We start from the raw sequence: 26,766 nt of genomic DNA on the forward strand, positions 1-26,766 counted from the left end.
TTCAGAGGAACCCTTCATCATTCCGAAAACCATCATGATGTCTTGATGTTAAAAAACGCATCATAATACCCGGTGATATTTGCCGGGTTTACTAAATAATAGCAACAATACACCATACCAGCTAAATAAATGAAAACTAACAACAACATCAATACCCTGCACTTGATTCTTGTCGCCAGAAATGCGCGGCTAATAGAGTTTTATGGATAAAGTCGTTTTCATTTCTTCTCTCCAAATATATGGTTGTTTAGTGATTATAGTTAGCACTTTGGATAAAAAACTCTGAACCTTGCTTTCAAATTTTAAAAGTTTTTTTGACGGGAACAATATCGTCAATTTGTGGTCTTTGTATATGTTAATTAAAGGAGAGATTAATGAAAGCATATTGTTTTAATTTACAACAGAAAATTCTGACATCTGTTTTACTTTTTTCGTGTTGTATAGGTTTCGCTTACTCAAATACAAATACGCATAAACAGTTTTTCCGTCATGATGGTAGTGAAATAACTTACTATCTTAAGCAAAGAGGTGGTAAGAATCTATTGGTGCTGATACAGGGTTCTGATTGTAATAGTATCGCTAATAATAAGTTTGTGAATAACACATTCAGTGATATTTATCCCGATAGTGATGTTCTGACTGTGGAAAAATATGGCATTAATGCATCACTCCCTTGGTCTGATGTTGTTGAGCGTTTAGATTGTCCTAAGGCTTATATTCGGTTGGATACACCAGAGCAGCGAGTTAAGGATTATATTCAGATCATTGATTATCTGAAACATCAGAATAAATATAAGAAGATCGTTATTTTAGGTGGAAGTGAAGGAGCTGTGGTTGCTAATTTAATGACATCACAAGTCAATTATATTGATAAAACAGTGTCACTGAATGGTGGAGGTCGGTATTTCGCTGATGATGTTATTCATAGTATGAGGAGTGAGGTGCCACCAGAGCATATCGATGAAGCAATTAAAGGATTTAGGGATTTTCAGCAAAAAATAGCTACCGGGAATAATATGGGTCATATAGAGATGAGTAATCACGGTGCTAATTGGTGGAGAATCTCACTTGGTATTGATCAATATAAAGTGTTAAGTCAAACTAAAAGACCTATCTTGATTATTCAAACACTAAATGATAATTCCGTCAGCCCTGGCTCAGCGATAAAAATGGAAGAACAATTAAAGAAAGATAATATTACCTTTTATCAATACCCAGGTCTCAGTCATGGATTTAGGAATAGTGAAGGTGTTTTGCAAATTACTCCTATAGTTGAAGATATAAAGAATTGGTTATCTAGGGATTATGGATAACCGTCTGTTATCTAAAATAGTATTAATTCATCGATTTTTTCATATTGGGAAGTGATATTAAATTTGGAAATAAAACGTGGTATAGTCAAAATTGACACCACGTTTTTTGGATATTATTTTTTCGTAGTGATTGTTGTTAATTCCATATCTCATTTGTTAATAAAATATATATAAATAACAAATTGATGATTAGTGATTTGTAATAAATTTAATAATATAATTGCTTGAGATTTATTTTATATTCTTGTTATTATAATGGGTGAATGGGATGTAATTATAATATTTACTATAAATCATCACTTGATTAATATACCGCTCGTTATTTCTATAAAATATAGTATTAAAACGTTATGAATTATTTGTTGTTTATGAAATGATGTTCTCGACTTTAGCTTTTGTAGAGTAGAGAGAAATAGCTGTTTATTTCTCATTATTATTTATCTCTGTCATTATATTCGATTGAAAAAATTACTGAAATATCCTGCTCATTATAGGATGTAATATCTTTTTTATTTTCTATTGGGTAATAAAATATTGATTTTAAATTAATTAAATTTATTTTTTTATTTTATTGACAATACATTAATGGCATCTATAGTTATATGTATTAGATAAAGCATCAATATGGCACCAAAAATGCTGTAGATATTATCTAAATGCTGGATAAATTCCTGATAAACACCTTGTTTTCTAGTGAAAATGGTTACCGTTTTGTGTGGGCAAGATAAATAGCTTATTGTATGTGTTTTTGAGCGATATAAGTTATTTATCAATTGATTAGATTAAATTTTGGAGTTTATGCTATGATAATTAAGAAAGATATTTTATTAAATGAAGAGCTGATTGTCGATGATGAGCTTAAAGTGGGTAAAGTAGAGAAGGTCAATATTGATATTCTGTCACCCAGCTCAGTTATCGTTAGTCTAAATATTTTAGGCGTAGTTGATGATTTTCATCTATTACTTGTTGATGGTGATAAAGATAAAGACAAGATTGTGTTACTCTATCTTTCTCTGTTACGTGTTCTTCATGAAAAATTAGATGTAAAAGTAAAAGTCGCAAAAAGTAATCTTACTAAGATCAAATATATAGTAGGTGTTGAAATTTAAGAAGTATTTGTTAAATTTCTAAGTGAGTGCGTAGAATAATTGGATTTAGTTTGAGCGATATAATCAATTATCAAATGCACCTAACCGTAGGAAGAACGTGAATATTTACGTTCTTCCTGTTCCTATTTGAATGAATTATTGTGAAATTAAATAATCTATATTTTATAAATAAATTGTGGTTTATTTATGGTAATGTTTTAACGGTGATAATTATAAAGCAAACAATCACATTAACTCTATTTTACAATGCTTAAATTTAATTCCTTTACAAATTTAAATGTCCATATATTATTGCTCGAAGACAAATTTATATTATTATTTTAGAGTGATAAAATCAAAGTGAAACTATAAAGTTGTTTTTTATATTATTACCTTAATTGAAAGTTTTATGATGAAAAAATAAATTTTTTAATAGTTTTTTACTGTTTTAAATAGCTAATGTTATGATTTTTTTGTTGGATTTGGCAGATCTAAAAAAATCATAGTTAATTTGACTTTTTAAACAGAAAGAAATGTAAATCCATAATATTATGTATGATGATATATTGAAATTGAATTTTTTCTAAGAGGTTTATTTTGATGAAAATAGGGTCGCAATTAATACAATTGTTATAGTTTTAAAGCGACATAATATTAAAATATCAGGAGACGACATGCTTGATTCAAATGTAACAGATTGTAATAGTAAGAATACTTCCCCAGTTTGTTCTTTTAATGAATGGGATCCACTTGAGGAGGTTATTGTCGGTGTCGTTGATGGCGCCAGATTTCCCGGTTGGCATATGGCGATAGAGCCAATATTACCACCGAATCAGATTGCTAATTTTCATCGGTATGCAGGTCGGTCATTCCCGCAAGAGCAAATTGATGCAGCATCTAGAGAGTTAGAAGAGTTTGTCCATATTCTTGAAGGTGAAGGTGTGACAGTACGTCGTCCAGATCCGCAAGACCAATCTCAGGTATTTGGCGCACCAGGCTGGAGTAGTACAGGGTTTTATTGTGCAATGCCTCGCGATGTGCTGTTAGTTATTGGAAATGATATTATTGAATGCCCGCTAGCATGGCGTTCCCGTTATTTTGAGACAGCGGCATATAAGACTTTACTTAAAGATTACTTTAAGAAAGGTGCAAAATGGAGCGCCGGGCCAAAGCCACAGTTGACCGAGGAACAATATAATTTCGAATGGCATCAGCCTAATAGCAAGGAGCGTGTTCCCCTTGCTATAACTGAGTTTGAACCGACTTTTGATGCTGCGGATTTTATTCGATGTGGGAGAGACATCATTGCTCAAAAGAGCCATGTTACAAACGAATTTGGTATTGAATGGCTTCGTCGTCATATAGGTGATGAATATCGTATTCATGTTTTTGAATTTAACGATGATAGCCCTATGCACATTGATGCCACCTTTGTTCCTATGGCGCCAGGAAAACTGTTAATTCACCCAGAAAAAGTATTAAAAATTCCTGAATTGTTTAGGAACTGGGATGTATTACATGCACCGAAACCAGTTATTCCTGATGATCATCCTCTGTATACGACCAGTAAATGGATCAACATGAATATTCTGATGTTGGATGAACAGCGAGTGATTGTTGAAAAGCAGGATGAACCAATGATCGCTGCGATGAAACGCTGGGGCTTTACGCCTATTCCATGTAATTTCAGGAATTTTAATACGTTCGGCGGTTCCTTCCATTGTGCAACAGTGGATGTAAGACGGCGCGGAACTTTACAGTCTTATCTTGACTAGGAATAATGATGGCTATCTGGAGATATTCCCTTTGGGATGCAGCAATGTTTGCATTAAGTATCTTGCATATGGTAGCCACTATTACACTAGTTGTGTATTGGGATAATTTCACTATTGTAAAAGTGATTGTGATATTGAAAGCTTCCCCAATATTTGGCTATAGCTAAATATGCCTCTACATTTATATATGACGGATGTATACCCTATGGATTTCAAGATGCATCGCGACGGCAAGGGAGCGAATCCCCGGGAGCATAGGTAACTATGTGACCGGGGTAAGTGAGTGCAGCCAACAAAGAGGCAACTTGAAAGATGACGGGTATAAATGTAAGAGATGAATACCCGCATGCACACAGTTAAGATTAATCACAGTGTGCATGCGTTTTGCTTGTATTTCTTTTCCTCCCCATCATTGCTATGATTATGAATAGTAACAGTCTGTTTAATTCTGAATTTAAGTATGAGTTCTGAAATAATTGCTGGTAGTGAATCATTGTTAGTACGAATTCATCTGTTCTGATGAGTAACCGCAGTTACTTTCTGTTTCTCTTTATATATTAAATGATAATCATTATTACTTGGATGTTGGTTATTTCCGTCTTACAGTACTTACAACATATTTATTGCTATCAGACTGCATATATATGTCTTGTTTTATAATCTTATATAAGGAAATTCATGATGAAATCGATGATATCTAAAGATAATATTAATTTATTTATCAAAAAAATAGATGAACTGGTTAATATTGAAAATGAAAAAAAAGGTGGGGCTCTCGCAGTTGCTATTATCCACGATGATAAGATAATTTATCAGCGCCATATCGGGCAGGCGAGCATTGAACATGCTGTGGCTATACAGCCTAATACTAAATTCTATTTGGCGAGTGCTTCAAAACAATTCACGGCTTTTTGCATAGCCTTGCTGGAGAAAGAAGAAAAGCTCAATGTCAAAGATAAAGTCAGGCAATATTTGGATTATTTACCCGAGCATTTCTCTGATATTACCATTGAGCATCTTATTCATCACACCAGCGGGTTACGGGATGTATTTTTACTTTATAGTCTGGCAGGTAAAAACTCAAGTTTTGACTACTGCAATGCTGATTTAGTGAAAAAACTGATCCAACGACAACAGACACTAAATGCTCCCATTGGGGAATATAATATTTATAGCAACACGGGCTATTATTTGCTGGGGGAAATCATCAGAGTGGTTTCAGGTAGGTCGTTAAAAAAATATTCAGAAGAAAATATTTTCGCTCCATTAGAGATGAAAGATACCATTATCTGTGATGATATAACCGAGATTATCTCTAATCGGGCGATGGGTTACACTTATAATGAGAATTCGCAACAGTGGATAAGAAGCGATATCAATAATTCTGTGACGGGTAGTGCAGCGGTTCACTCCACCGTGAATGATTTATGTCGTTGGGCTAAAGCGTTTTATTCACCATCTATTGTTCAGGATTTGCTGCCTCAATTATCCCGTACACCAGATTTAACCAATGGCAATCGTAACAACTATGCTTACGGTTTGATTATCGACCAACGTGCAGGGCAAAGGATAATACAACACAGTGGTACCTATGCTGGCTTCAGGGCTAATATTTGTATTTTACCAGATGCTAAATTAGGTATCGCGATGACTGCTGCAACCGATGTTGATGTTGGTAAATGGACGGATAAGTATATTGATATATTGTTTAATACCGATGCTGAGCCAGAAAAACCACATTGCTTAACCAGTGATATTGATATCACCGGTATTTTCCGAGGGATAGAGCCTTACCCTTATATTATTACTAAAGAAGATTTTTATTTTTTAGGTAATTTATTTACAAAAGGTAACCCGATTATTTTTAACTCTGACGGTACATTCCAAGAACAAGGAAGTAAAATCCAGTTCAGACCTGTCATTGAAAATGACAGAGTTATCGCGCTGGAACATATTGATGAAATTGGTAACATTTTTTATTTGAAAAAGATGAACAATGAAAGTAGTGTTGATATTCAGTTATTGTCAGGGCGATATTATAGTCACGAAACAGAGGCGGTAATTAATATTATAGTGTCTGGTGATGATATTTATATTGATGGGATTATCCATCCGGTAAAAAAAGAGGTTTTGCGACGTATTTATGGGAATAGTTATTTCTCTCCCAGTACTGAGTTTGTTGTTGATTTTGAATTTGATCCTGACACGAATAAATCTCGTCTTTATATCGGTAATTCACGTTGCTTGAATGTGGAATTCGTTGAAATTTAATCACAGGTTAGTAAATATAAGTTTATAACAGCATTTCGTGAGTAGGATAGAATTAATATTATGAGGGCCTAAAGATATTTTCCATTAGATACACTTTGTTCCAGGCAGAACTATTATATTTATGTTCTGTCTGTTTTTTATAAATATTAGGAGATTAATCATGAAACTGACAATATCCACAGATAATATTAAATTATTTATCAAAAAAATAGATGAATTAGTTAATATTGAGGATAAAAAAAAGGGTGGCGCTCTCGCCGTTGCGGTTACCCACGGTAATAAAACCATTTATCAGCGTCATATCGGGAAAGCGAGCATTGAACATGCTGTGGCTATAAAACCTAATACTAAATTCTATTTAGCGAGTGTTTCAAAACAATTCACGGCTTTTTGTATAGCTTTGCTGGAGAAAGAAGGAAAGCTCAACGTCAAGGATAAAATCAAACAATATTTGGATTATTTACCCGTGCATTTCTCTGATATTGCCATTGAAAATCTTATTCATCATACCAGTGGGTTACGGGATATGTTTTTACTTTATGGTCTGGCAGGTAAAAATTCAGATCTTGACTACTGCCATGCTGATTTAGTAAGGAAACTGATTCAACGACAACAGGCATTGAATGTTCCCACTGGGGAATATTATCTTTATAACAACACGGGCTATTATTTGCTGGGGGAAATCATCAGCGTAGTTTCAGGTCAGCCGTTGAAAAAATATGTAGAAGAAAATGTTTTCGCCCCATTAAAGATGAAAGATACCTTTATCTGCGATGATATAACCGAGATTATCCCTGACAGGGCGATGGGTTACACTTATAATGAGAATTCGCAACGGTGGATAAGAAGCGATATTAACAATTCTGTGGTGGGTAGTGCAGGGGTTCATTCCACCGTGAATGATTTGTGCCGTTGGATGAGAGCGTTTTATTCGCCATCTATTGTTCAGGATCTATTGCCTCAATTATTCCGTACGCCAGATTTGACCAATGGAAATCGTAACAATTATGCTTACGGTTTGATTATCAGTCAACGCGAAGGGCAAACGATAATACAACACAGTGGTGCTTATGCTGGCTTCAGAAATAATATTTGTATTTTACCAGATGCTAAATTAGGTATTGTGATAACCGCTGCAATAGGTGTTAATGTTGCTAAATGGGTGGATCAGTATATTGATATATTGCTTAATACCGATGTTGGGCCAGAAAAGCCGCATTACCTAACCGATAATATTGATATCACCGGTATTTTCCGAGGGATAGAGTCTTATCCTTATGTTATTACCAAAGAAGATGTTTACTTTTTAGGTAATTTATTCGAAAAAGGTAACCCGATTACTTTTAATCCTGACGGTACATTCCAAGAGCAAGGAGGTAGAACCCGGTTCAGATCTATCATTGAAAATGACAATGTTATCGCACTGGAACGGATTGATGAAAATGGTAATGTTTTTTATTTTAAAAAAATGAATAATGAAGAGAGTATCGATATTAAACTATTGTCAGGGTGTTATTATAGTTACGAAACAGAGGCGGTAATTAATATTATATCGGCTGATGAAAATGTTTATATTGATGCGATTATCCATCCGGTAAAAAAAGAGGTTTTGCGGCATATTTATGGGAATAGTTATTTATCCCCAGGAACTAATCTTATTGTTGATTTTGAGTTTGATCCAGATTCAAATAAATGTCGTCTCTATGTCAGTAATTCGCGCTGCTTGAATTTGGAATTTGTTTCGGTTTAATTGACAGGTTAGTAAATACAAATTTAGGACAGTATTTCGTTAGTAGGATAGGATTGATACTATTGTGATAGTCTGGAGATATTTTATATTAGATGCACTTTATCCTAGGTAGAACGGTTATATTTGTGTTCTGCCTATTTTTTGTAAACATTAGATCGAAAATGATTTATGAAATCAAATAACTATTTGTAAAAATTAGCTAATTTTGATTTTCACCCACAGTTACTTTATATTGTCATTCATACATTAAATGATAATCATTATCACTTGGATGTTTCTTGTTTATGCCTTATAGTTCTGCCCGCATATGTTGTATCACCAGATTGTATATATGTGCCCTACTTGTATAACTTTAAATATTAGGAAATTAATGGTGGAACTAACAATATCTACAGATAATATTAAATTATTTATCAATAAAATAGATGAACTGGTTAATATTGAAAATAAAAAAAAGGGAGGGGCTCTTGCCGTTGCGGTTACCCACGGCGATAAAACCATTTATCAGCGTCATATTGGGAAAGCTAGCATTGAACATGCTGTAGCTGTAAAACCTAATACTAAATTCTATTTAGCGAGTGTTTCAAAACAATTCACGGCTTTTTGCATAGCCTTATTGGAGAAAGAAGGAAAGATCAGGGTCAAGGATAAAGTCGGACAATATTTGGATTATTTCCCCGCAGAATTTTCTGACATTACCATTGAACATCTTATTCACCATACCAGCGGGTTACGGGATAAATTTTTACTTTATCACTTGGCAGGTAAAAATTCAGACTTTGATCACCGTCATATTGATTTGGTGAGAAAACTGGTCCAACGGCAACAGGCACTTAATTTCACATCTGGGGAGTATTATCTCTATAGCAACACGGGCTATAGTTTACTGGCGGAAATAGTCAGCGTAATTTCAGGTAAATCGTTGAGGAAATATGCGGAAGAAAATATTTTCATTCCATTAAAGATGGAAGATACCTTTTTCTATGATGATATAACCGAGATTATTCCTGATCGGGCTATAGGTTATGCTTATAATAATAAGCTGCACCAGTGGGTAAGAGACGATATCAATAATTCTGCTGTGGGTGGTGGTGGGGGTCACTCCACCGTGAATGATTTGTGTCGTTGGATGAGAGCATTTTATTCACCATCGATTGTTCAGGATCTGTTGCCTCAATTATCCCGTACACCAGATTTAACCAATGGCAATCGCAATAATTATGCTTACGGTTTGATTATCAGTCAACGCGAAGGGCAAACGATAATACAACATGGTGGTTCTTATGCTGGCTTCAAATCTCATGTTTGTATTTTACCGGATGCTAAATTAGGTATCGCGATTACCGCTGCAATAGGTGTTGATGTTTCTAAATGGGTGGAACAGAATATTGATATCTTGTTTGACACCGATATTAAGCCAGAAGAACCGTATTGCCTAACCAGTGATATCGATATCACCGGTATTTTCCGAGGGAAAGAGCCTTATCCTTATATTATTACCAAGGAGGAGACTTATTTGTTAGGTAATTTATTCGAAAAAGGTAACCCGATTATTTTTAACTCTGACGGTACATTCCAAGAGCAAGGAGGCAAAATCCGGTTCAGACCCATCATTGAAAATGACAGTGTTACTGCACTGGAACAGATTAATGAAAATGGCAATGTTTTTTATCTTGAAAAGAGGGTTGATGACGGAGGTATCGATATTCAGCGATTGGCAGGGCGATATTATAGTCATGAAACAGAAGCAACGATTACTGTTTCCGCTTCTGGCGATGGGATTTATATTGATGGGGTAGTTTATATTGGTAAAAAGGAAGTCTTGCGGCGGATTTACGGGAATAGTTATTTCTCTCCCAGTACTGAACTGATTATTGATTTTGAATTAGATCCTAATAGCAATAAACCACATCTCTATATCAGTAATTCACGTTGTTGGAAGATAGAATTCGTCACAGTTTAATTTATAAAGTGATAAATTAGAATTAGGAGCGATATGGTTATAGCAGAATAGAGTTAATACTATTGAGGAGCTAGAGATATTTTCTATTAGATGCACTTTGTTCCAGGCAGAAATATTATGTTTATGTTCTGTCTGTTTTTTTAAACATCAGCTCCGATAATTACTTTATATTGCCATTCACATATTAAATGATAACCATTATCACTTGGATATTTCTTATTTACGTCTTACAGTACTGTTTGTATATGTATTGATATCAGGCCGTATATATTTTATTTTGTAACCTTAAATAAGGAGTTTCATGATGAAATCTACTATATCTACAGATAAGATTAAGTTATTTACCGAGAAAATAGACGAACTGGTTAATATTGAAAATAAAAAGAAGGGGGGCGCTCTCGCCGTTGCGGTTATCCTCGGCAATAAAATCATTTATCAGCGTCATATCGGGAAAGCCAGCATTGAACATGCTGTGGCTGCAAAACCTAATACTAAGTTCTATTTGGCGAGTGTTTCAAAACAATTCGCAGCTTTTTGCATTGCCTTATTGGAGAAAGAAGGAAAGCTCAGCGTCAAAGATAAAGTTGGGCAATATTTGGATTATTTCCCGATAGAATTTTATGATATTACTATTGAACATCTTATTCATCATACCAGTGGATTACGTGATGAATCTTTACTTTATCGCTTGGCAGGTAAAAACTCGCGTTTTGATTACCATGATATTGATTTGATAAGAAAACTGACGCAGCGGCAACGAGCGCTTAATTTTACGCCTGGCGAATATTATACTTATAGCAACACGGGCTATCATTTGCTGGCGGAAATCGTCAGTGTGGTTTCAGGTAAATCATTGAGAGAATATGCAGAAGAAAATATTTTCGCTCCGTTAAAGATGAAAGATACTTCTTTCTATGATGATGTCACAGAGATTATTTTTGATCGGGCGATGGGTTACACTTATAACAAGGAACCGAACCGGTGGGCAAGATATGATCTCAATGGTTCGGTGGTAGGTGGCACAGGGGCTTATTCTACGGTGAATGACTTGTGTCGTTGGATCAGAGCATTTTATTCACCATCCATTGTTCAGGAACTGTTGCCTCAATTATCTCGTACACCAGATTTAACCAATGGCAATCACAATAATTATGCTTACGGTTTGATTATCAGTCAACGCGAAGGGCAAAAAATAATACAGCATGATGGTTCCTATGCTGGTTTCAAATCTGATGTTTGTATTTTGCCTGACGCTAAATTAGGTATCGCTATTACCTCTGCAACGAATATTAATGTCATTCAATGGATTGAACAGTGTCTTGATGTGTTGTTTAACACGAATATAATTGAACCGGAAAAACCACATTGTCTAACCTGTGATATCGATATCACAGGAATTTTCCGAGGGGCAACGCCTTATCCTTATATTATCACCAAAGAGGATTGCTATTTATTGGGTAATTTATTCGGAAAAGGCGAACCGATTACTTTTAACTCTGATGGCTCATTCCAACAGCAGGGAAGTAAAACCCGATTCAGACCTATCATTGAAAATAATAGTGTTATCGCATTGGAACAGATTGATGAAAATGGCAATGTTTTTTATTTTAACAAGATGACTGATGACGATATTATCGATATTCAGAAATTGTTATGGAATTATTATAGTCATGAAATAGAAGCAACGGTGACTATTTCCGCTTCTGGAGATGAAATTTATATTGATGGGGTTACTTATCCTGAGAACAAAGAGGTTTTACGGCGGGTTTACGGTAATAGTTATTTCTCCCCGAGTACTGAATTTGTTATCGATTTTGAATTGGACTCTGATATGAATAAGCCTCACCTTTATATCAATGACTGGGGTTGTTGGAGAGTAGAATTTATTGCAGTTTAATTTATAAAGTGATAAGTCAGAATAGAAGAACGGCATTATTATAGCAGAATGAAATTAATGCTATTGATGGCCTAAAGATATTTCCTATTAGATGCATTTTGTTCCAGGCAGAACTATTATATTTATGTTCTGTCTGTTTTTTGAAAACATCAGCTTCCGTAGTTACTTTATATTGCCATTCATACATTAAATGATAGTCATTATTACTTGGATGTTTCCTGTTTACGTCTTACAGTACTGCCCACATATGTATTGCTATTAGGTTGAATATATATGTTCTGTTTTATAACCTTAAATAAGGAAGTTCATGATGGAATCGAAGATATCTACAGATAACATTAACTCTTTTCTCAAGAAAATAGACGAATTGGTTAATATTGAAAATAAAAAAAAGGGTGGAGCATTTGCTGTTGCTGTTACCCACGGCAATAAAACCATTTATCAGCGCTATATCGGAAAGGCTAACATTGAATATACTGTTGCTGTAAAACCTAATACTAAATTCTATTTGGCGAGTGTTTCAAAGCAATTTACTGCTTTTTGCATAGCCTTGTTGGAGAAAGAAGGAAAGCTTTGCGTTAAGGATAAGGTTGGACAATATTTGGATTATTTTCCCGCAGAATTCTCTGATATTACCATTGAGCATCTTATTCACCATACCAGTGGATTACGTGATCAATTTTTACTTTATAGCCTGGCAGGTAAAAATTCAGCCTTTGACCACCGTCATATTGATTTGGTGAGAAAACTGACGCAACGGCAACAAGCGCTTAATTTTACGCCTGGAGAATATTATCTTTATAGCAACACGGGCTATAATTTACTGGCGGAAATAGTCAGAGTGGTTTCAGGTCAATCGCTGAGAGAATATGCAGAAGAAAATGTTTTCGCCCCATTAAAGATGAAAGATACCTTTTTCTATGATGATGTTACCGAGATTATTTTTGACCGGGCAGTGGGGTATTCCTATAACGAGGACTCGAACCGATGGATAAGAGAAGATCTCAACGATGCGGTGGTAGGAGGTTCGGGGCTGTATTCTACAGTGAATGATTTGTGTCTTTGGATGAGAGCGTTTTATTCACCATCGATTGTTCAGGATCTATTGCCTCAATTGTCTCGTACGCCAGATTTAACTAATGGCAATCGTAACGATTATGCTTACGGTTTTGCGATCAATCAACGTGAAGGGCAAAAGATAATACGACATGATGGTGGTTATGGCGGCTTCAGATCAGAAGTTTGTATTTTGCCTGATGCTAAATTAGGTATTACTGTTACTTCTGCAATGAATACTAATGTCTCTAAGTTTGTTCGACAGTGTTTTGATGTATTGTTTAATCCCAATGGTACTAAACTGGAAAAACAGCCTTGTCGGACTAGTGGTATCGATATTACGGGTATTTTCAAAGGAATAAAACCTTATCCTTATATTATTACCAAAGAAGATTGTTATTTATTAGGTAATTTATTCGAGAAAGGTAATCCGATTATCTTTAACTCTGATGGAACATTCCAAGAGGAGGATGGGAAAATCCGGTTCAGACCTGTTATTGAAAATGACAGTGTTATTGCATTGGAACAGATTAATGAAAATGGCAATGTTTTTTATCTTAAAAAGAGGGTTGATGACAGAGGTATCGATATTCAGCGATTTGCAGGGCGATATTATAGTCATGAAACAGAAGCAACGATTACTGTTTCCGCTTCTGGCGATGGGATTTATATTGATGGGGTAATTTATATTGGTAAAAAGGAAGTCTTGCGGCGGATTTACGGGAATAGTTATTTCTCTCCCAGTACTGAACTGATTATTGATTTTGAATTAGATACTGATGCCAATAAATCTCATCTCTATATCAGTAATTCACGTTGTTGGAAGATAGAATTTGTCGCAGTTTAATTTATAAAGTGATATACCCTATTGATTTCAAGATGCATCGAGACGGCAAGGGAGCGAATCCCCGGGAGCATAGGTAACGATGTGACCGAGTGCAGCCAACAAAGAGGCAACTTGAAAGATAACGGGTATATTAGATCGTATATATGCTCTGTCTTATAACCTTAAATAAGGAAGTTCATGATGGAATCAACGATATCTAGAGATAATATTAAATCTCTTCTTAAGAAAATAGACAATTTAATTGATATTGAAAATAAGAAAAAGGGTGGCGCTCTCGCAGTTGCTGTTACCTACGGCAATAAAACTATTTATCAGCGCCATATAGGAAAGGCTAACATCGAACATACTGTGGTGGTAAAACCTAATACTAAATTCTATTTAGCGAGTGTTTCAAAACAATTCACCGCTTTTTGCATAGCTTTGTTGGAGAAAGCAGGAAAGCTCAGTGTCAAGGATAAAGTTGGACAATATTTGGATTATTTTCCTGCGCACTTCTCTGATATTACCATTGAACATCTTATTCACCATACCAGTGGATTACAGGATCAATTTGGGCTTTATAATCTGGCAGGTAAAAACTCGGACTTTGACCACCGTCATATTGATTTGGTGAGAAAAATGGTTCAACGGCAACAAATGCTTAATTTTATGCCTGGAGAATATTATCTCTATAGTAATACGGGCTATAATTTATTAGCGGAAATAGTCAGGGTGGTTTCAGGTAAATCATTGAGAAAATATGCGGAAGAAAATGTTTTCGCCCCATTAAAGATGAAAAATACCTTTTTCTATGATGATATAACCGAGATTATCTCTGATCGGGCAATGGGTTATGCTTATAACGAGGCGTTGCGCCAGTGGAGAAGATATGATCTCAATGATGCGGTGGTTGGTGGTTCAGGGCTTTATTCTACGGTAAATGATTTGTGTCGTTGGATAAGGGCATTTTATTCGCCATCGATTGTTCAGGAGTTATTGCCTCAGTTATCCCATATGCCAGATCTAACTAATGGCGATCGTAACAATTATGCCTACGGTTTGATTATTAGCCAACGTGAAGGGCAAACGATAATGCGACATGGTGGTTCTTATAGTGGTTTCAAATCAGAAATGTGCATTTTGCCTGATGCTAAATTAGGTATCGCTATTACCTCCGCAGCAAATACTAATGTCTATAAGTTTATCAGGCAGTGTCTTGATGCGTTGTTTAATACCGGTGTTCCTGAACCAAACAAACAGCCTTGTCGGACCAGTAATATTGATATTACCGGTATTTTCAAAGGAATGGAGCCATTTCCTTATATTATTACCAAAGAAGATTGCTATTTATTAGGTAATTTGTTCGAAAAAGGCAATCCGATTATCTTTAACGCGGATGGCACATTTCAAGAGGAAGGTGGGCAAATCCGCTTCAAACCTATCATTGAAAATGACCGTGTTATTGCATTAGAACAGATTAATGAAAATGGCAATATTTTTTATTTGAAAAAAATGATCGATAAAGGTGATATCGATATTCATCGATTGTCAGGGCGTTATTATAATCATGAAACAGAATCGATTATCAATATTGAAGTATTAGGTAATGAGATTTATATTGATGCAATTATCTTACCGGGAAAGAGAGAAGCTTTACGGTGGATTTATGGGAACAGTTATTTTCTTCCGGCGACAGAGTTGATTATTGATTTTGAATTTAACTCTGATACAAATGAACCTCGTGTTTATGTTAATGATGGATATTGTTGGAAGATAGAATTCGTCTTGGTTTAATTGATAGGGTTGTAAATATGAATTAAGAACCGTGTTTTTTTGGAAGGATGGATTGAATTATATTAGATTGTAATTATCTTAGATGGAATTTTCATATTCGTGTTCTGCCCTGTTACACCGTATTATCAGACTATATATATTCTGTTTATATAACCTTAAGTAAGGAAATTAATGATGAAATTGACGATATCTAGAGATAATATTAAGTCTCTTCTTAATAAAATAGATAATTTAATTGATATTGAAAATAAGAAAAAAGGTGGCGCTCTCGCAGTTGCTATTACCCACGGAAATGAAACCATTTATAAGCGCTATATCGGGCAATCTAGCATTGAACATTCTGCTGCTGTAACCCCAAATACGAAATTCTATATGGCGAGTGTCTCAAAACAATTCACCGCCTTTTGTATTGCTTTGCTGGAAAAAGAAGGAAAGCTCAACGTCAAGGATAAAGTTGGAAAATATGTGGATTATTTCCCAGCACATTTCTCTGATATTACTATTGAGCATCTTATTCATCATACCAGTGGGTTACGGGATAAATATGTTCCTTATGGCTTGGCAGGTAAAAACTCAGATTTTGACCACCGCAGTATGGATTTATTGAGAAAACTGATTCAACGGCAACGAAAGCTTAATTTTACGCCTGGGGAATATTTTCGCTATAGCAATACGGGTTATAATTTGTTGGCGGAAATTATCAAAGTGGTTTCAGGTAAATCGTTAAGAGAATATGCGAAAGAAAATATTTTTATTCCATTAAAGATGAATAATACCTCTTTCTATGATGAGGTGACTGAGGTTATTTCAGACCGGGCAATAGGTTATGTCTACAACGAAGATGCAAATCAATGGATAAGATCGGATCATAACGATTCAACTATAGGGAGTGCGGGGCTACGTTCTACAGTCAGTGATTTATGTCGCTGGATGAAAGCATTTTATTCACCATCGATTGTTCGGGATATGTTGCCGCAATTATCCCATACACCAAATTTAACCAATGGCAATCGTAACAATTATGCTTACGGTTTGATGCTTAGCCAACGTGAAGGGCAAAAGATAATACGTCACGATGGTTCTTATGGTGGTTTTAAAGCTGAGGTTTGTGTTTTACCTGATATTAAATTAGGTATCGTGATTACTGCTGCAACAGGTATTAATACCGTTGAATTGACTAATCAATGTCTTAATGTATTATTTAATACTGATATGACTGAGCCAGAGCATTGTCGAACCAGTAATATTGATATCACCGGTATGTTCAAAGGGGCAGATCCCTATCCCTATATTATTACTAAGGAAGAAGATTGCTATTTACTAGGTAATTTATTCGAGAAAGGTAATCCGATAACCTTTAACGCTGATGGAACATTCCAAGAGAAGGGTGGAGAAATTCGATTCAGACCTGTCATTGAAAATAATAGTGTTATCGCACTGGAGCAGATTGATGAAAATGGCAATGTTTTTTATTTGAGGAAAATGACTGATAAAGGTGATATTGATATTCAGCGATTATCAGGTCGATATTATAATCATGAAACAGAATCAATGATTAATATTGAAGTATCGGGTGATGAGATTTATATTGAGGCGGTTATCTTGCCTGGGGAAAAAGAAGTCTTACGGTGGGTTTACGAAAATAGTTATTTTCATCCCAGTACTCAACTTATTGTTGATTTCGAATGGAATTCTGATACGGATAAACCTCGCCTTTATCTCAATGATTCACGTTGCTGGAAGATAGAGTTTATCTCAGTTTAGTTTAATTGATAGGATTGTAAATATGAATTAAGAACTGTATTTTTCTAGAAAGATGAGGGAATTAGATTGAGATCATAAAGATATTTTCTATTTAATCTATTTATTTTCAGGCGGAACTATTATGACGATGTTCTGCCTGTCCGACCTGATTGTGATATTTTAATTGCTTCATAGATTGTTTTTGGTTTATATTCTCATCGTCCTTGATAGGTTAAGGATACACCTTCCCTCTAATTAGAGATAAAATTTAGTTTTTATTATAATAGAAGGGAGGTAAATTTATGGAAAAGGGTAAATTATGTGATGTTAGTTCATATTTCCTAACCTAGTGTTAGAAGAATAGTTTAAATCAGAATGTACAGTGTATAGTAAATGAAAAATCTATATTTAGCTACGGAATTATATTTGTTTGAATGTTATTGTCCATTTTTTATAAATGTAATTAACGGCTATTTTAAATAGAGCAGAACGATAATAGGAATAAATATTTAACATGGTTACTATAAATAAAACATATCTATCTGGGAATGATCAGATGTCTCCTGATTTTGATTCTGAGATCGTTATTGGGTTAGTTGGTGCTGTAGGAACGGATTTGGATATAATTAAAGACTCTATAACACAGAAGCTTAATGCGTTCAGATATGATGTACAGGAGATAAGAATATCTTCTGAAATTATTTCAGTATTAAGAGATATTCCCTCAACGAAGGATAATTATGAAAGGATAAGTTGTTTAATGTCGGAGGGTAATTATTTAAGAGAGATTAGTCAGGATAATTCTATATTGGCATTAGCTGCGGTAGTAGAAATAAATAAAAGAAGAGAGAAGAAGCGCTTTTTATCAATACCGTCTATTAGGAGGGCGTATATTATACATTCTCTCAAACACCCGGATGAAGTCAATGCATTAAGGGAGATTTATGCAAATGGGTTTTTCCTGATAGGTGTATATACGAGTGAATTTCAGAGATTGAGAAATCTTACCGTTGATAAATGTATTGATGAAGTAAAGGCTAGAGAATTGATTAATCGTGATTCCGATGAAGGGAATAAATGGGGGCAGCATACCAGAGATACTTATGAGTTATCTGATTTTTTTGTAAGCTATGATGGAAATAAAAACAGGACCGACAATAATATATGGAGAATATTAGATCTTATTTTTGGTAATCCATATGTTACTCCAACCTTTGATGAGTATGCTATGTTTATGGCTTTTTCTGCTTCGTTACGATCTGGAGATCTTTCCCGCCAGGTTGGTGCTGTATTAACGAAAGATAAGAGCATAATCTCAACTGGGGCTAATGATGTGCCACGGTTCGGCGGGGGATTATATTGGCCTGATTATGTGGGAGATATAATCGAAGATGCTGAAAATGGTAGAGATTATAAAATAGGCGAAGATTCAAACGCGAAACAGAAAAGATTAATTATTGAAGATATACTTAAAGATATTGTGGATGAAAAAAAAGAAGTATTTAAGGAATATCTCCTGCAAAGCAAGATAAAGGATATTACCGAATATGGAAGGGTTGTACATGCTGAAATGGAAGCAATCTTGGCATGTGCGAGAAGTAATATTAGTACTCATAATGGGATATTATATTGTACTACGTTTCCTTGTCATAATTGTGCAAAACATATTGTTGCTAGTGGTATAAGGCGAGTTGTATATATTGAACCTTATCCTAAAAGTAAAGCTTTTGATTTCCATGTTGATTCTATTTCAACACCTGAAGATGAATCTTCTGATAATAAAGTGATTTTTGAACCATTTGTGGGTGTTGGGCCTCGCTGTTTCTTTAATTTGTTTTCAACAAATTTGGGGATAGGATATAAAATAAAAAGAAAAAATAAGGATGGTAAAGTTATTAAATGGTATAGGAAGGATGGAAGGTTGAGGATGAAGATGCTATCATTATCTTATATAGAAAAAGAGACCGAGTCAGCAGCTAACGTGAATAATTTAATAAAGGAGTTAAAAAAATGACTAAGAGAGAAGAGTTCTTAGCTTATTTAAATGAAGCGAGTAAAATAGTTGAACAATGGCCAGATTGGAAGAAAGGTGGATTGAAATCCTTTCGTAATCCGCAGACATCTGGTGAAGATAAGTCTAAGGTTTATACGACAGATGAAGCTAAAAATAAATTGGCATAACCTATTATTATTTATTGTAAAATATGTGGTCCGATAGGAATTTTTTCACTCCAAATTTATATCTTAATAAATCAACTAAAATAATAAATTAAAATTTTAGCTTAAAATGAGCCTGTATATAAAGTTGTAGTCAATTACTTTAATGTAACTTCATCTAAATAAAGTAACCCTTTATAGGGTTACTAATAAATATACCCGTTATCTTTCAAGTTGCCTCTTTGTTGGCTGCACTCGCTCACCCCGGTCACATAGTTACCTATGCTCCCGGGGATTCGCTCCCTTGCCGTCGCGATCCATCTTGAAATCCATAGGGTATATAGCTAATTACTCAAACCCATTATTTATTTTCAAAAAACGCTCTCCTTAAACCTAATTCCAGACCGCGAATTTCTGCCAAACCTTTTAATCGGCCAATACAGGAATAGCCGGGATTAGTCTGTTTTTTCAGGTCATCAATTATTTGATGACCATGGTCAGGGCGCATTGGAATTAAACGATTATCTCCAGCCGCCTTACGGCGATATTCTTCACGCAGGATTTCCATCACTACGTTATACATATCCACATCACCTGCCAGATGAGCGGTTTCATGGAAAGTTTTACTATTTTCTTCCCGTTGGGTAGAACGCAGGTGAGTGAAATAGATTCGGTTGCCATAGCGCTTAATCATCTCAACCAAATCATTATCGCCACGAACGCCGTAGGAACCAGTACACATGGTAATGCCGTTAACCGGGCTTGGTTCAATGGTTGCTAGCCATTCAATATCTTCAATAGTGGAAATAATACGTGGTAAGCCCAGAATAGGACGCGGCGGATCATCCGGGTGAATTGCCAGACGTAAACCATATTCTTCACATACAGGAACAATCTGGTGCAGGAAATAAGCTAAGCGTTCACGCAGTTTATCGCGGGTAATATCTTTGTAGCGATCTAATTGCGCCTGAAATTCTGCTAGCGTATAGCCCTCTTCGGCCCCCGGCAGGCCAGCAATAATATTCGCAGTGAGTTTCTCAATATCAGCAGCAGACAGGTTGTCGTAATAGACTTTTGCCTGAGCTTGTTCTTCGACAGTGTAATCAGCTTCTGCACTTGGACGTTTGAGGATATAGATTTCAAATGCGGCAAAGGCAATTTGATCAAAACGTAGGGCTTTAGAACCATCAGGGAGTGTGTATTCAAGATCGGTGCGTGTCCAGTCCAGCACGGGCATAAAATTATAGCAGACGGTATCGATGCCACATTCCGCCAAATTTTTCAGTGAAGTTTTGTAATTATTAATCCATTGCTGATAGTGACCGGTCTGGGTTTTAATCTCTTCATGAACAGGCACACTTTCAACAACTGACCAGATAAGCCCCTTATTTTCGATGAGGGTTTTGCGAGTCAGGATTTCATCTTTGTTCCAAACATGTCCGTTAGGAATATGGTGTAATGCGGTAACGATGCCGGTTGCACCAGCCTGACGGATATCATCTAAAGAAACAGGGTCATTTGGGCCGAACCAACGCCAGGTTTGTTCCATTGTTATTTACCTTTATGCAAATGCCAGAATGAAAAAAATCCACCAGAATAATTGGATATAAAAAATTATTAATTATTTCGTTAAATTAATTACGCCTCTTTGCTATTTCATAGGGATATGAATTAAAGAGATAACCGTCGAAATAGGGATCATCAACATCAGATAATTCCAGTAAACGTAATTTCACATTCTCCAAATGTTGCCACATGGCTTGTTTCGCTGCCGCCGGATCTTTTTTGATCATGGCGGATAAAATGATCTGATGATCATCCAGCCATTCTTTACGATAATCTTTATCGGTAATTCGCGTGTGCAGTTTCTGCCACATGGGATTATTTTCCCGCCATGCCCAAGATTGTTTAAGCAGTTCAACTAACATACTGTTATGGGTTGCTTCCGCAATCGCCAGATGGAATTCTCTGTCGCCGGATTCATCTTCACCGGAGGCCAAATCTTCGGATTCTTTTTGTAATGCTCGACGCATATTAGCAATGTTATTTGGCGTCACTTGCATGGCGGCAAATTCGGCAATATTACTTTCCAGTAATTGGCGAGCTTGTAATAGCTCGAAAGGTCCTGCTGCGTTAACTGAGCATGAAGAGGAAGTGGGTAGGTGAGGGCGGTTAATAATATAGATCCCGGAACCTTTGCGGACTTCAATAAGGTTTTCTAGTTCGAGCATAATTAATGCTTCACGCACAACGGTTCTGGAAACTCTTAATAATTCAGCAAGTTCTCGCTCTGGAGGTAAGCGATCCCCGATACGATATTGCTGGTTGGCAATCATCTCTCTTAATGAAATGCCAACTTCTTGGTAAGGACGTTTTGGCTCAAGTAAATGCTTCATGGTGTCACTATTGTTGTCGTGATTATCGATGGTGTTGTGTAGATAATAATCAAAAATAGAAATTGGTCAACCAAAAATGCCACTTAAGGGCGAAGGCCAAATGGCCTTCACCAATAATTATCTGACTGCGCGGATGCGCTCCACCATGCGGTAAAGCACTGGGTCGCTTTTCTTAATGTCGTCGTACATCGGTTTGACCGCTTCTTCAAACGATTTTTGATCCACATCGACGAACTTGACTCCAATTTTCTCTGCATTCTGGCGCTCTTTCTCCTCTGATTTTTCCCACAATTGCGTCATATATTGAGAGGAGTTAATGGCAACATTGATGAGAATTTTTTGTTGCTCTGCTGACAGCTTATTTAGCGATTTAGTAGAAATAACAAGGACGTCTGGCACCATAGTATGGTTATCCAGCGAGAAGTATCTGGCAACTTCACTGTGACGGCTCAGGCTAAAAGAGGGAATATTATTTTCTGCGGCATCTACCACACCCTGTTGTAGAGCAGTATACAGTTCGCCATAAGCCAGCGGTGTTGGGTTACCACCTAAGTTTTTCACCATAGAAATGGCGGTTGGGCTAGGCTGAACCCGAATTTTCATGCCTTTTAGATCCTCAGGCGTGCGGATAGGTTTTTTGGCGTAGAAGCTGCGAGCGCCGGCTTCATAGTAGGTTATGCCAATAAAGCCACGGTTTTTGCTGGATGTCAGAATCTCTTTACCAATCTCGCCGTTTTTAATCTTTTCGTAATGGGCTTTATCGCGGAACAGATAAGGTAAGTTAAAAGCGGAATAAGCGGGCGAAAAAGCTTCCAGTTCTGCGGCGTTAGATTTAACTAAATCCAGCGCGCCATTTTGCATTAGTTCCATCGATTCCCGTTGGTTACCCAATTGTGCGTCTGGATAGATCCGAATACGAACATCGCCATTCGTTTTTTGGCGAACTTCATCCGCAAACTGAGTCATGGCCTTGTGCACTGCATGATCGCGGTTATGGTTATGGCTGAGTTTTAATGTTGTTACTGCCATAACTTGTGACGCGCCTAAGGCCAATATCGCTCCGATTACAGTAGATAAAATACGCTTAGCATTGCTCATTATTCGTTCTCCAATTGTTGTAAATAGGTTACGGGCACAACTGAACTGACGGTCAAACCATAAGCATCACTTCGGATTTCGTCAAAAAGTAAAAGTAATTTGGTTGACCAATATCACAAAATAATCGGACCAAATGGTGAACCAGTCAGTTTGTGATCCCGCTCACTGGATGTTTTTTTGACCTGGATCTTATAATCCAGGCAACGTAAAGCTTCCTTTACTGATTTTGGTCAGACAGTTTGTCCATTTGGTCAATCAAATAGGGCATCCATTGAGGTCAATAAGGACAAAGCCCCGTGAAAAACCTTGTATATTGCATCAATAAAGGTTTGGCATTTTTTACCGTCAGCCTTTCCGTTTTTTTGGTGTTTTGTGTCACATGGCAGGTGGTTTCCCGCTATGTGTTTGGTACGCCGAGTACGGTAACCGATGAACTCGCTCGTTATCTGTTTATGTGGGTTGCCATGATTGGCGCGGCATATACCACAGGTCAACATCGTCATTTAGCTATCGACTTGTTAACGATAAAACTTAAGGGAACAGGAAAAAATAGTGTGGGTTTGGTGATCCAGGCCGCGATCGCTCTGTTTGCTTCGATCGTATTGGTGTATGGCGGATCGGTACTGGTGATCTCAACCCTTGAAACCGGGCAGATCACTCCCGCGCTGGGATTACAGATGGGATATGTCTATTTATGTCTGCCAATTAGCGGTGTTCTGATGATTTGCTATGTGTTGGTAGACATTATTGCTCTGATTCGGAATTTTTCAGGTAAAGACGCGGTTATTTCTGAAAATCAATAAAGTCACCAGGCAGAAGAGGATGGGCTTATGGATTGGCAAGTGGTTTTAGCGTTGTTTGGTAGTTTTGCCGTGTTGCTGGCACTGGGTGTACCGGTATCCTTTGCGATTGGCTTATCATCATTACTGGCAATTATGATGACTTTGCCACTGGAAGCGGCGATTACCGTGGTTGCGCAACGTATGGCAGTCTGTGTTGATAACTTTTCTTTACTCGCTATCCCGTTTTTTATTCTGGCGGGGAATATGATGAATCAGGGGGGAATTGCTGCCCGTTTGATTAATCTGGCAAAAGTCATAGGTGGCCGTTTGCCCGGTTCTCTGGTGCACGTCAATATTATGGCGAATATGTTTTTCGGTGCGATTTCGGGTTCAGCGGTGGCATCGGCTGCGGCGGTCGGTGGAACGATGGCGCCGATGCAGAAAAAAGAGGGTTATGAGCCGGAATATTCTGCTGCGGTAAACATTGCTTCCTGCCCTGCCGGTTTGTTGATCCCGCCAAGTAACACCTTGATTGTTTACTCACTGGTTTCTGGTGGCACATCAATTGCGGCGCTGTTTTTGGCAGGTTATATTCCCGGTATTTTGATGGGCCTATCCTTGATGATTGTGGCGGCAATTATTGCCAAACGCCGTGGTTATCCGGTATCACCTAAGCCGACATGGAACGAGTTTTTCACCACATTGGTTCGCGCATTGCCTTCTCTGATGCTGGTTGTGGTTATTATGGGAGGGATCATTGCGGGTATTTTTACCGCCACAGAAGCCTCGGCGATTGCCGTGTTATATAGCTTTGTATTAGCAGTATTGATTTATCGTGAAGTCAGTATCACCCAATTACCCAAAATCATTTTGGATTCTGCGGTGACCACTTCCATTGTTTTGTTGTTGATTGGTGCATCAATGGGCATGTCTTGGGCAATGGCGAATGCGGATCTGCCCTATTTGATCGCTGATGCACTTATGGCGGTTTCTGAAAACCCTCTGGTTATTCTGTTGGTCATTAATCTCATTCTGTTGTTGGTCGGAACCTTTATGGATATGACACCGGCGATTCTGATTTTTACGCCGATTTTCCTGCCAGTAGCGCAGAATATGGGCGTTGATCCGGTACATTTTGGCATCATTATGACCTTTAATCTGGCTATTGGTATCTGTACACCGCCGGTAGGGAGTGCGCTGTTTGTGGGTTGTTCTATCGGTGAGGTCAGCATTAATAAGGTATTGAAACCCTTAGTCCCCATGTATTGCGCTTTGGTTATCGCGTTGATGTTGGTGACCTTTATACCGCAACTGAGCTTGTGGTTGCCTCAGATGTTACTGAATGACTGAGCATTCAGGTAATCCGCGTCATTAAACAGGAATTGTTCTATGATCCGTAATATAGCCAACAGCAACATCAATCCTGCTATTTCTCTGCCTTCTTATGATCGTCAAAAATTGGTTACCCGTATTGTTCATCTGGGATGTGGCGCTTTTCACCGCGCACATCAGGCGGTTTTTACTCACCATATGTTGGAAAAAACGGGCAGTGACTGGGGAATTTGTGAAGTTAGTTTGTTCTCCGGTCATCGGTTGATTCAGCAACTTAAAGAGCAGGATTGCTTGTGTACCATTGCGGAGAAAGGGGCGGAAAAAACGGAGCTGAAAATTATCGGCTCTATGATTGATGCTTTGCACCCTGAGTTTGTCGGTCAGCAAGGTATTCTGGAAACTATAGCGCAGCCGCAAGTGGCGATTATTTCTCTGACGATTACCGAAAAAGGGTATTGCATCGATGCAGCCAGCGGCAAACTGGATGTGAATAATGCATTCATTCAACGGGATTTAGCTAACCCAACCGAACCGACATCGGCCATTGGTTATATTGTCGAGGCGCTTCGTCTGCGTTATGAACGTGACTTGCCGCCATTGACGGTGATGTCCTGCGATAATGTCAGAGAGAATGGCAAAGTTGCCCGTGAAGCGGTGGTGGGTTTTGCCCGCTTACGTGATGAAAAGTTAGCCCAATGGATTGAACTGAATGTGACGTTCCCATGCACTATGGTTGACCGTATTGTTCCTGCGGCCACATTAGAATCGTTGGAGCAGATAGCTGAACAGTTGGGGGTATATGATCCGTGTGCAATCACCTGTGAACCTTTCCGTCAGTGGGTAATTGAAGATAACTTTGCCAATGGCCGTCCAAACTGGGATGTAGCAGGGGCGCAGTTTGTTAAAGATGTGGTGCCTTTTGAAACTATGAAATTACGGATGTTAAACGGCAGCCACTCATTTTTAGCCTATCTGGGCTATTTGGCAGGATATACATATATTGCTGACACAATGGCGAACCCCGATTACCGGCAAGCTGCCTTGGATCTGATGCTGAAAGAACAAGCGCCAACTTTGACGATGCCGGTAGGAACCGATCTTTTCCAGTATGCTCATCTACTGATTGAGCGTTTTAGTAACCCCAACCTTAAGCATCAAACCTGGCAGATAGCAATGGATGGCAGCCAGAAACTGCCACAACGTATGTTTGATTCTGTCACTTATCATCTGGCAAACGGCAGCGATTACCGCCATTTAACTTTGGGTATCGCCGGGTGGATGCGTTATGTCAGTGGAAAAGATGAACAAGGCAAATTGATTAATGTGCGTGATCCGCTCGTTGAGCAATTTAAATCTATTTATCAGCAACATGGGTTATCTGCTGATGTAGTGCTTGCACTGTTGGCGATTTTCGGCAGCCCATTATTAGCTAATTCGCATCTTGTCCGGGCAGTTACCGAAGCTTATCAATTATTATTGGAACGCGGCGCCCGTCATGCTGTGGCGACACTTTGATTTGGCTGAC

General features: G+C 37.3%; 18 protein-coding genes. 15 read left to right on the forward strand and 3 right to left on the reverse strand.

All coding sequences use genetic code 11. The features are described from left to right. The first annotated feature begins 374 nt into the window (after positions 1-374). The 12 genes from LG003_RS12905 (at position 375) to LG003_RS12960 (ending at position 19,657) form a co-directional block, all read left to right on the forward strand. Positions 375-1,313, forward strand: coding sequence for an alpha/beta hydrolase family protein (locus LG003_RS12905; RefSeq protein ID WP_112878471.1), 939 nt, complete (start codon positions 375-377; stop codon positions 1,311-1,313). Between the two features lie 803 nt (positions 1,314-2,116). Beyond that, positions 2,117-2,422, forward strand: a complete 306-nt coding sequence (locus LG003_RS12910; RefSeq protein ID WP_112878470.1) for a Cro/Cl family transcriptional regulator — start codon at positions 2,117-2,119, stop codon at positions 2,420-2,422. A gap of 653 nt (positions 2,423-3,075) precedes the next feature. Continuing rightward, positions 3,076-4,176, forward strand: coding sequence for an amidinotransferase (locus LG003_RS12915; RefSeq protein WP_112878469.1), 1,101 nt, complete (start codon positions 3,076-3,078; stop codon positions 4,174-4,176). 678 nt (positions 4,177-4,854) lie between these two features. Next, positions 4,855-6,447: a serine hydrolase domain-containing protein gene (locus tag LG003_RS12920; protein ID WP_262980903.1), complete on the forward strand. Its 1,593-nt coding sequence runs from the start codon at positions 4,855-4,857 to the stop codon at positions 6,445-6,447. A 160-nt stretch (positions 6,448-6,607) separates the two neighbouring features. Continuing rightward, positions 6,608-8,197 carry a serine hydrolase domain-containing protein gene (locus tag LG003_RS12925; protein ID WP_262980904.1) on the forward strand — a complete coding sequence of 530 codons (1,590 nt, stop codon included), beginning with the start codon at positions 6,608-6,610 and terminating at the stop codon, positions 8,195-8,197. 370 nt (positions 8,198-8,567) lie between these two features. Then, entirely contained in the window at positions 8,568-10,160 is a 1,593-nt protein-coding gene (locus tag LG003_RS12930) for a serine hydrolase domain-containing protein (RefSeq protein WP_112878466.1), read from the forward strand. A 301-nt stretch (positions 10,161-10,461) separates the two neighbouring features. Beyond that, entirely contained in the window at positions 10,462-12,057 is a 1,596-nt protein-coding gene (locus LG003_RS12935; protein ID WP_112878465.1) for a serine hydrolase domain-containing protein, read from the forward strand. Between the two features lie 307 nt (positions 12,058-12,364). Beyond that, positions 12,365-13,960, forward strand: coding sequence for a serine hydrolase domain-containing protein (locus LG003_RS12940; protein ID WP_262980905.1), 1,596 nt, complete (start codon positions 12,365-12,367; stop codon positions 13,958-13,960). 177 nt (positions 13,961-14,137) lie between these two features. After that, positions 14,138-15,733, forward strand: coding sequence for a serine hydrolase domain-containing protein (locus tag LG003_RS12945; RefSeq protein WP_262980906.1), 1,596 nt, complete (start codon positions 14,138-14,140; stop codon positions 15,731-15,733). Positions 15,734-15,904: 171 nt separating this feature from the next. Next, a complete protein-coding gene (locus LG003_RS12950; protein ID WP_112878462.1) occupies positions 15,905-17,497 on the forward strand; it encodes a serine hydrolase domain-containing protein in 1,593 nt (530 codons plus the stop codon). Positions 17,498-18,032: 535 nt separating this feature from the next. Beyond that, a complete protein-coding gene (locus LG003_RS12955) occupies positions 18,033-19,490 on the forward strand; it encodes an anti-phage dCTP deaminase (protein WP_262980907.1) in 1,458 nt (485 codons plus the stop codon). Continuing rightward, positions 19,487-19,657 carry a hypothetical protein gene (locus LG003_RS12960; RefSeq protein WP_158537786.1) on the forward strand — a complete coding sequence of 57 codons (171 nt, stop codon included), beginning with the start codon at positions 19,487-19,489 and terminating at the stop codon, positions 19,655-19,657. The genes LG003_RS12955 and LG003_RS12960 overlap by 4 nt, the downstream gene beginning before the upstream one ends. A 337-nt stretch (positions 19,658-19,994) precedes the next feature. Here the strand turns inward: LG003_RS12960 and uxuA are convergent, their stop codons facing one another. From uxuA to LG003_RS12975, 3 genes are all read right to left on the reverse strand, one after another. Next, positions 19,995-21,182 carry a mannonate dehydratase gene (gene uxuA, locus LG003_RS12965; RefSeq protein ID WP_112878460.1) on the reverse strand — a complete coding sequence of 396 codons (1,188 nt, stop codon included), beginning with the start codon at positions 21,180-21,182 and terminating at the stop codon, positions 19,995-19,997. An 85-nt stretch (positions 21,183-21,267) separates the two neighbouring features. Then, complete coding sequence (locus LG003_RS12970) at positions 21,268-22,029, reverse strand: FCD domain-containing protein (protein WP_112878459.1); 762 nt, start codon at positions 22,027-22,029, stop codon at positions 21,268-21,270. Positions 22,030-22,146: 117 nt separating this feature from the next. Then, positions 22,147-23,127 carry a TRAP transporter substrate-binding protein gene (locus LG003_RS12975; RefSeq protein ID WP_112878458.1) on the reverse strand — a complete coding sequence of 327 codons (981 nt, stop codon included), beginning with the start codon at positions 23,125-23,127 and terminating at the stop codon, positions 22,147-22,149. A 296-nt stretch (positions 23,128-23,423) separates the two neighbouring features. On the opposite strand from LG003_RS12975, the gene LG003_RS12980 reads away from it, so the two are divergent. Genes LG003_RS12980 through LG003_RS12990 form a run of 3 tightly spaced genes read left to right on the forward strand, consistent with a single transcriptional unit; the run spans position 23,424 to position 26,756 of the window. Then, complete coding sequence (locus LG003_RS12980; RefSeq protein WP_112878457.1) at positions 23,424-23,930, forward strand: TRAP transporter small permease; 507 nt, start codon at positions 23,424-23,426, stop codon at positions 23,928-23,930. 27 nt (positions 23,931-23,957) lie between these two features. Next, complete coding sequence (locus tag LG003_RS12985) at positions 23,958-25,259, forward strand: TRAP transporter large permease (RefSeq protein WP_262980908.1); 1,302 nt, start codon at positions 23,958-23,960, stop codon at positions 25,257-25,259. A gap of 42 nt (positions 25,260-25,301) precedes the next feature. After that, a complete protein-coding gene (locus LG003_RS12990; RefSeq protein WP_262980931.1) occupies positions 25,302-26,756 on the forward strand; it encodes a fructuronate reductase in 1,455 nt (484 codons plus the stop codon). Positions 26,757-26,766: the final 10 nt, after the last annotated feature.

The sequence above is a fragment of the Photorhabdus kleinii genome (genome assembly GCF_025384885.1).
GTDB lineage: Bacteria > Pseudomonadota > Gammaproteobacteria > Enterobacterales > Enterobacteriaceae > Photorhabdus > Photorhabdus kayaii.

Excerpts from the sequence above, each read along its gene's own strand:
- LG003_RS12905 (WP_112878471.1), top strand. The coding sequence starts at position 375 with ATGAAAGCATATTGTTTTAATTTACAACAGAAAATTCTGACATCTGTT.
- LG003_RS12910 (WP_112878470.1), top strand. The coding sequence starts at position 2,117 with ATGATAATTAAGAAAGATATTTTATTAAATGAAGAGCTGATTGTCGAT.
- LG003_RS12915 (WP_112878469.1), top strand. The coding sequence starts at position 3,076 with ATGCTTGATTCAAATGTAACAGATTGTAATAGTAAGAATACTTCCCCA.
- LG003_RS12920 (WP_262980903.1), top strand. The coding sequence starts at position 4,855 with ATGATGAAATCGATGATATCTAAAGATAATATTAATTTATTTATCAAA.
- LG003_RS12925 (WP_262980904.1), top strand. The coding sequence starts at position 6,608 with ATGAAACTGACAATATCCACAGATAATATTAAATTATTTATCAAAAAA.
- LG003_RS12930 (WP_112878466.1), top strand. The coding sequence starts at position 8,568 with ATGGTGGAACTAACAATATCTACAGATAATATTAAATTATTTATCAAT.
- LG003_RS12935 (WP_112878465.1), top strand. The coding sequence starts at position 10,462 with ATGATGAAATCTACTATATCTACAGATAAGATTAAGTTATTTACCGAG.
- LG003_RS12940 (WP_262980905.1), top strand. The coding sequence starts at position 12,365 with ATGATGGAATCGAAGATATCTACAGATAACATTAACTCTTTTCTCAAG.
- LG003_RS12945 (WP_262980906.1), top strand. The coding sequence starts at position 14,138 with ATGATGGAATCAACGATATCTAGAGATAATATTAAATCTCTTCTTAAG.
- LG003_RS12950 (WP_112878462.1), top strand. The coding sequence starts at position 15,905 with ATGATGAAATTGACGATATCTAGAGATAATATTAAGTCTCTTCTTAAT.
- LG003_RS12955 (WP_262980907.1), top strand. The coding sequence starts at position 18,033 with ATGTCTCCTGATTTTGATTCTGAGATCGTTATTGGGTTAGTTGGTGCT.
- LG003_RS12960 (WP_158537786.1), top strand. The coding sequence starts at position 19,487 with ATGACTAAGAGAGAAGAGTTCTTAGCTTATTTAAATGAAGCGAGTAAA.
- uxuA (WP_112878460.1), bottom strand. The coding sequence starts at position 21,182 with ATGGAACAAACCTGGCGTTGGTTCGGCCCAAATGACCCTGTTTCTTTA.
- LG003_RS12970 (WP_112878459.1), bottom strand. The coding sequence starts at position 22,029 with ATGAAGCATTTACTTGAGCCAAAACGTCCTTACCAAGAAGTTGGCATT.
- LG003_RS12975 (WP_112878458.1), bottom strand. The coding sequence starts at position 23,127 with ATGAGCAATGCTAAGCGTATTTTATCTACTGTAATCGGAGCGATATTG.
- LG003_RS12985 (WP_262980908.1), top strand. The coding sequence starts at position 23,958 with ATGGATTGGCAAGTGGTTTTAGCGTTGTTTGGTAGTTTTGCCGTGTTG.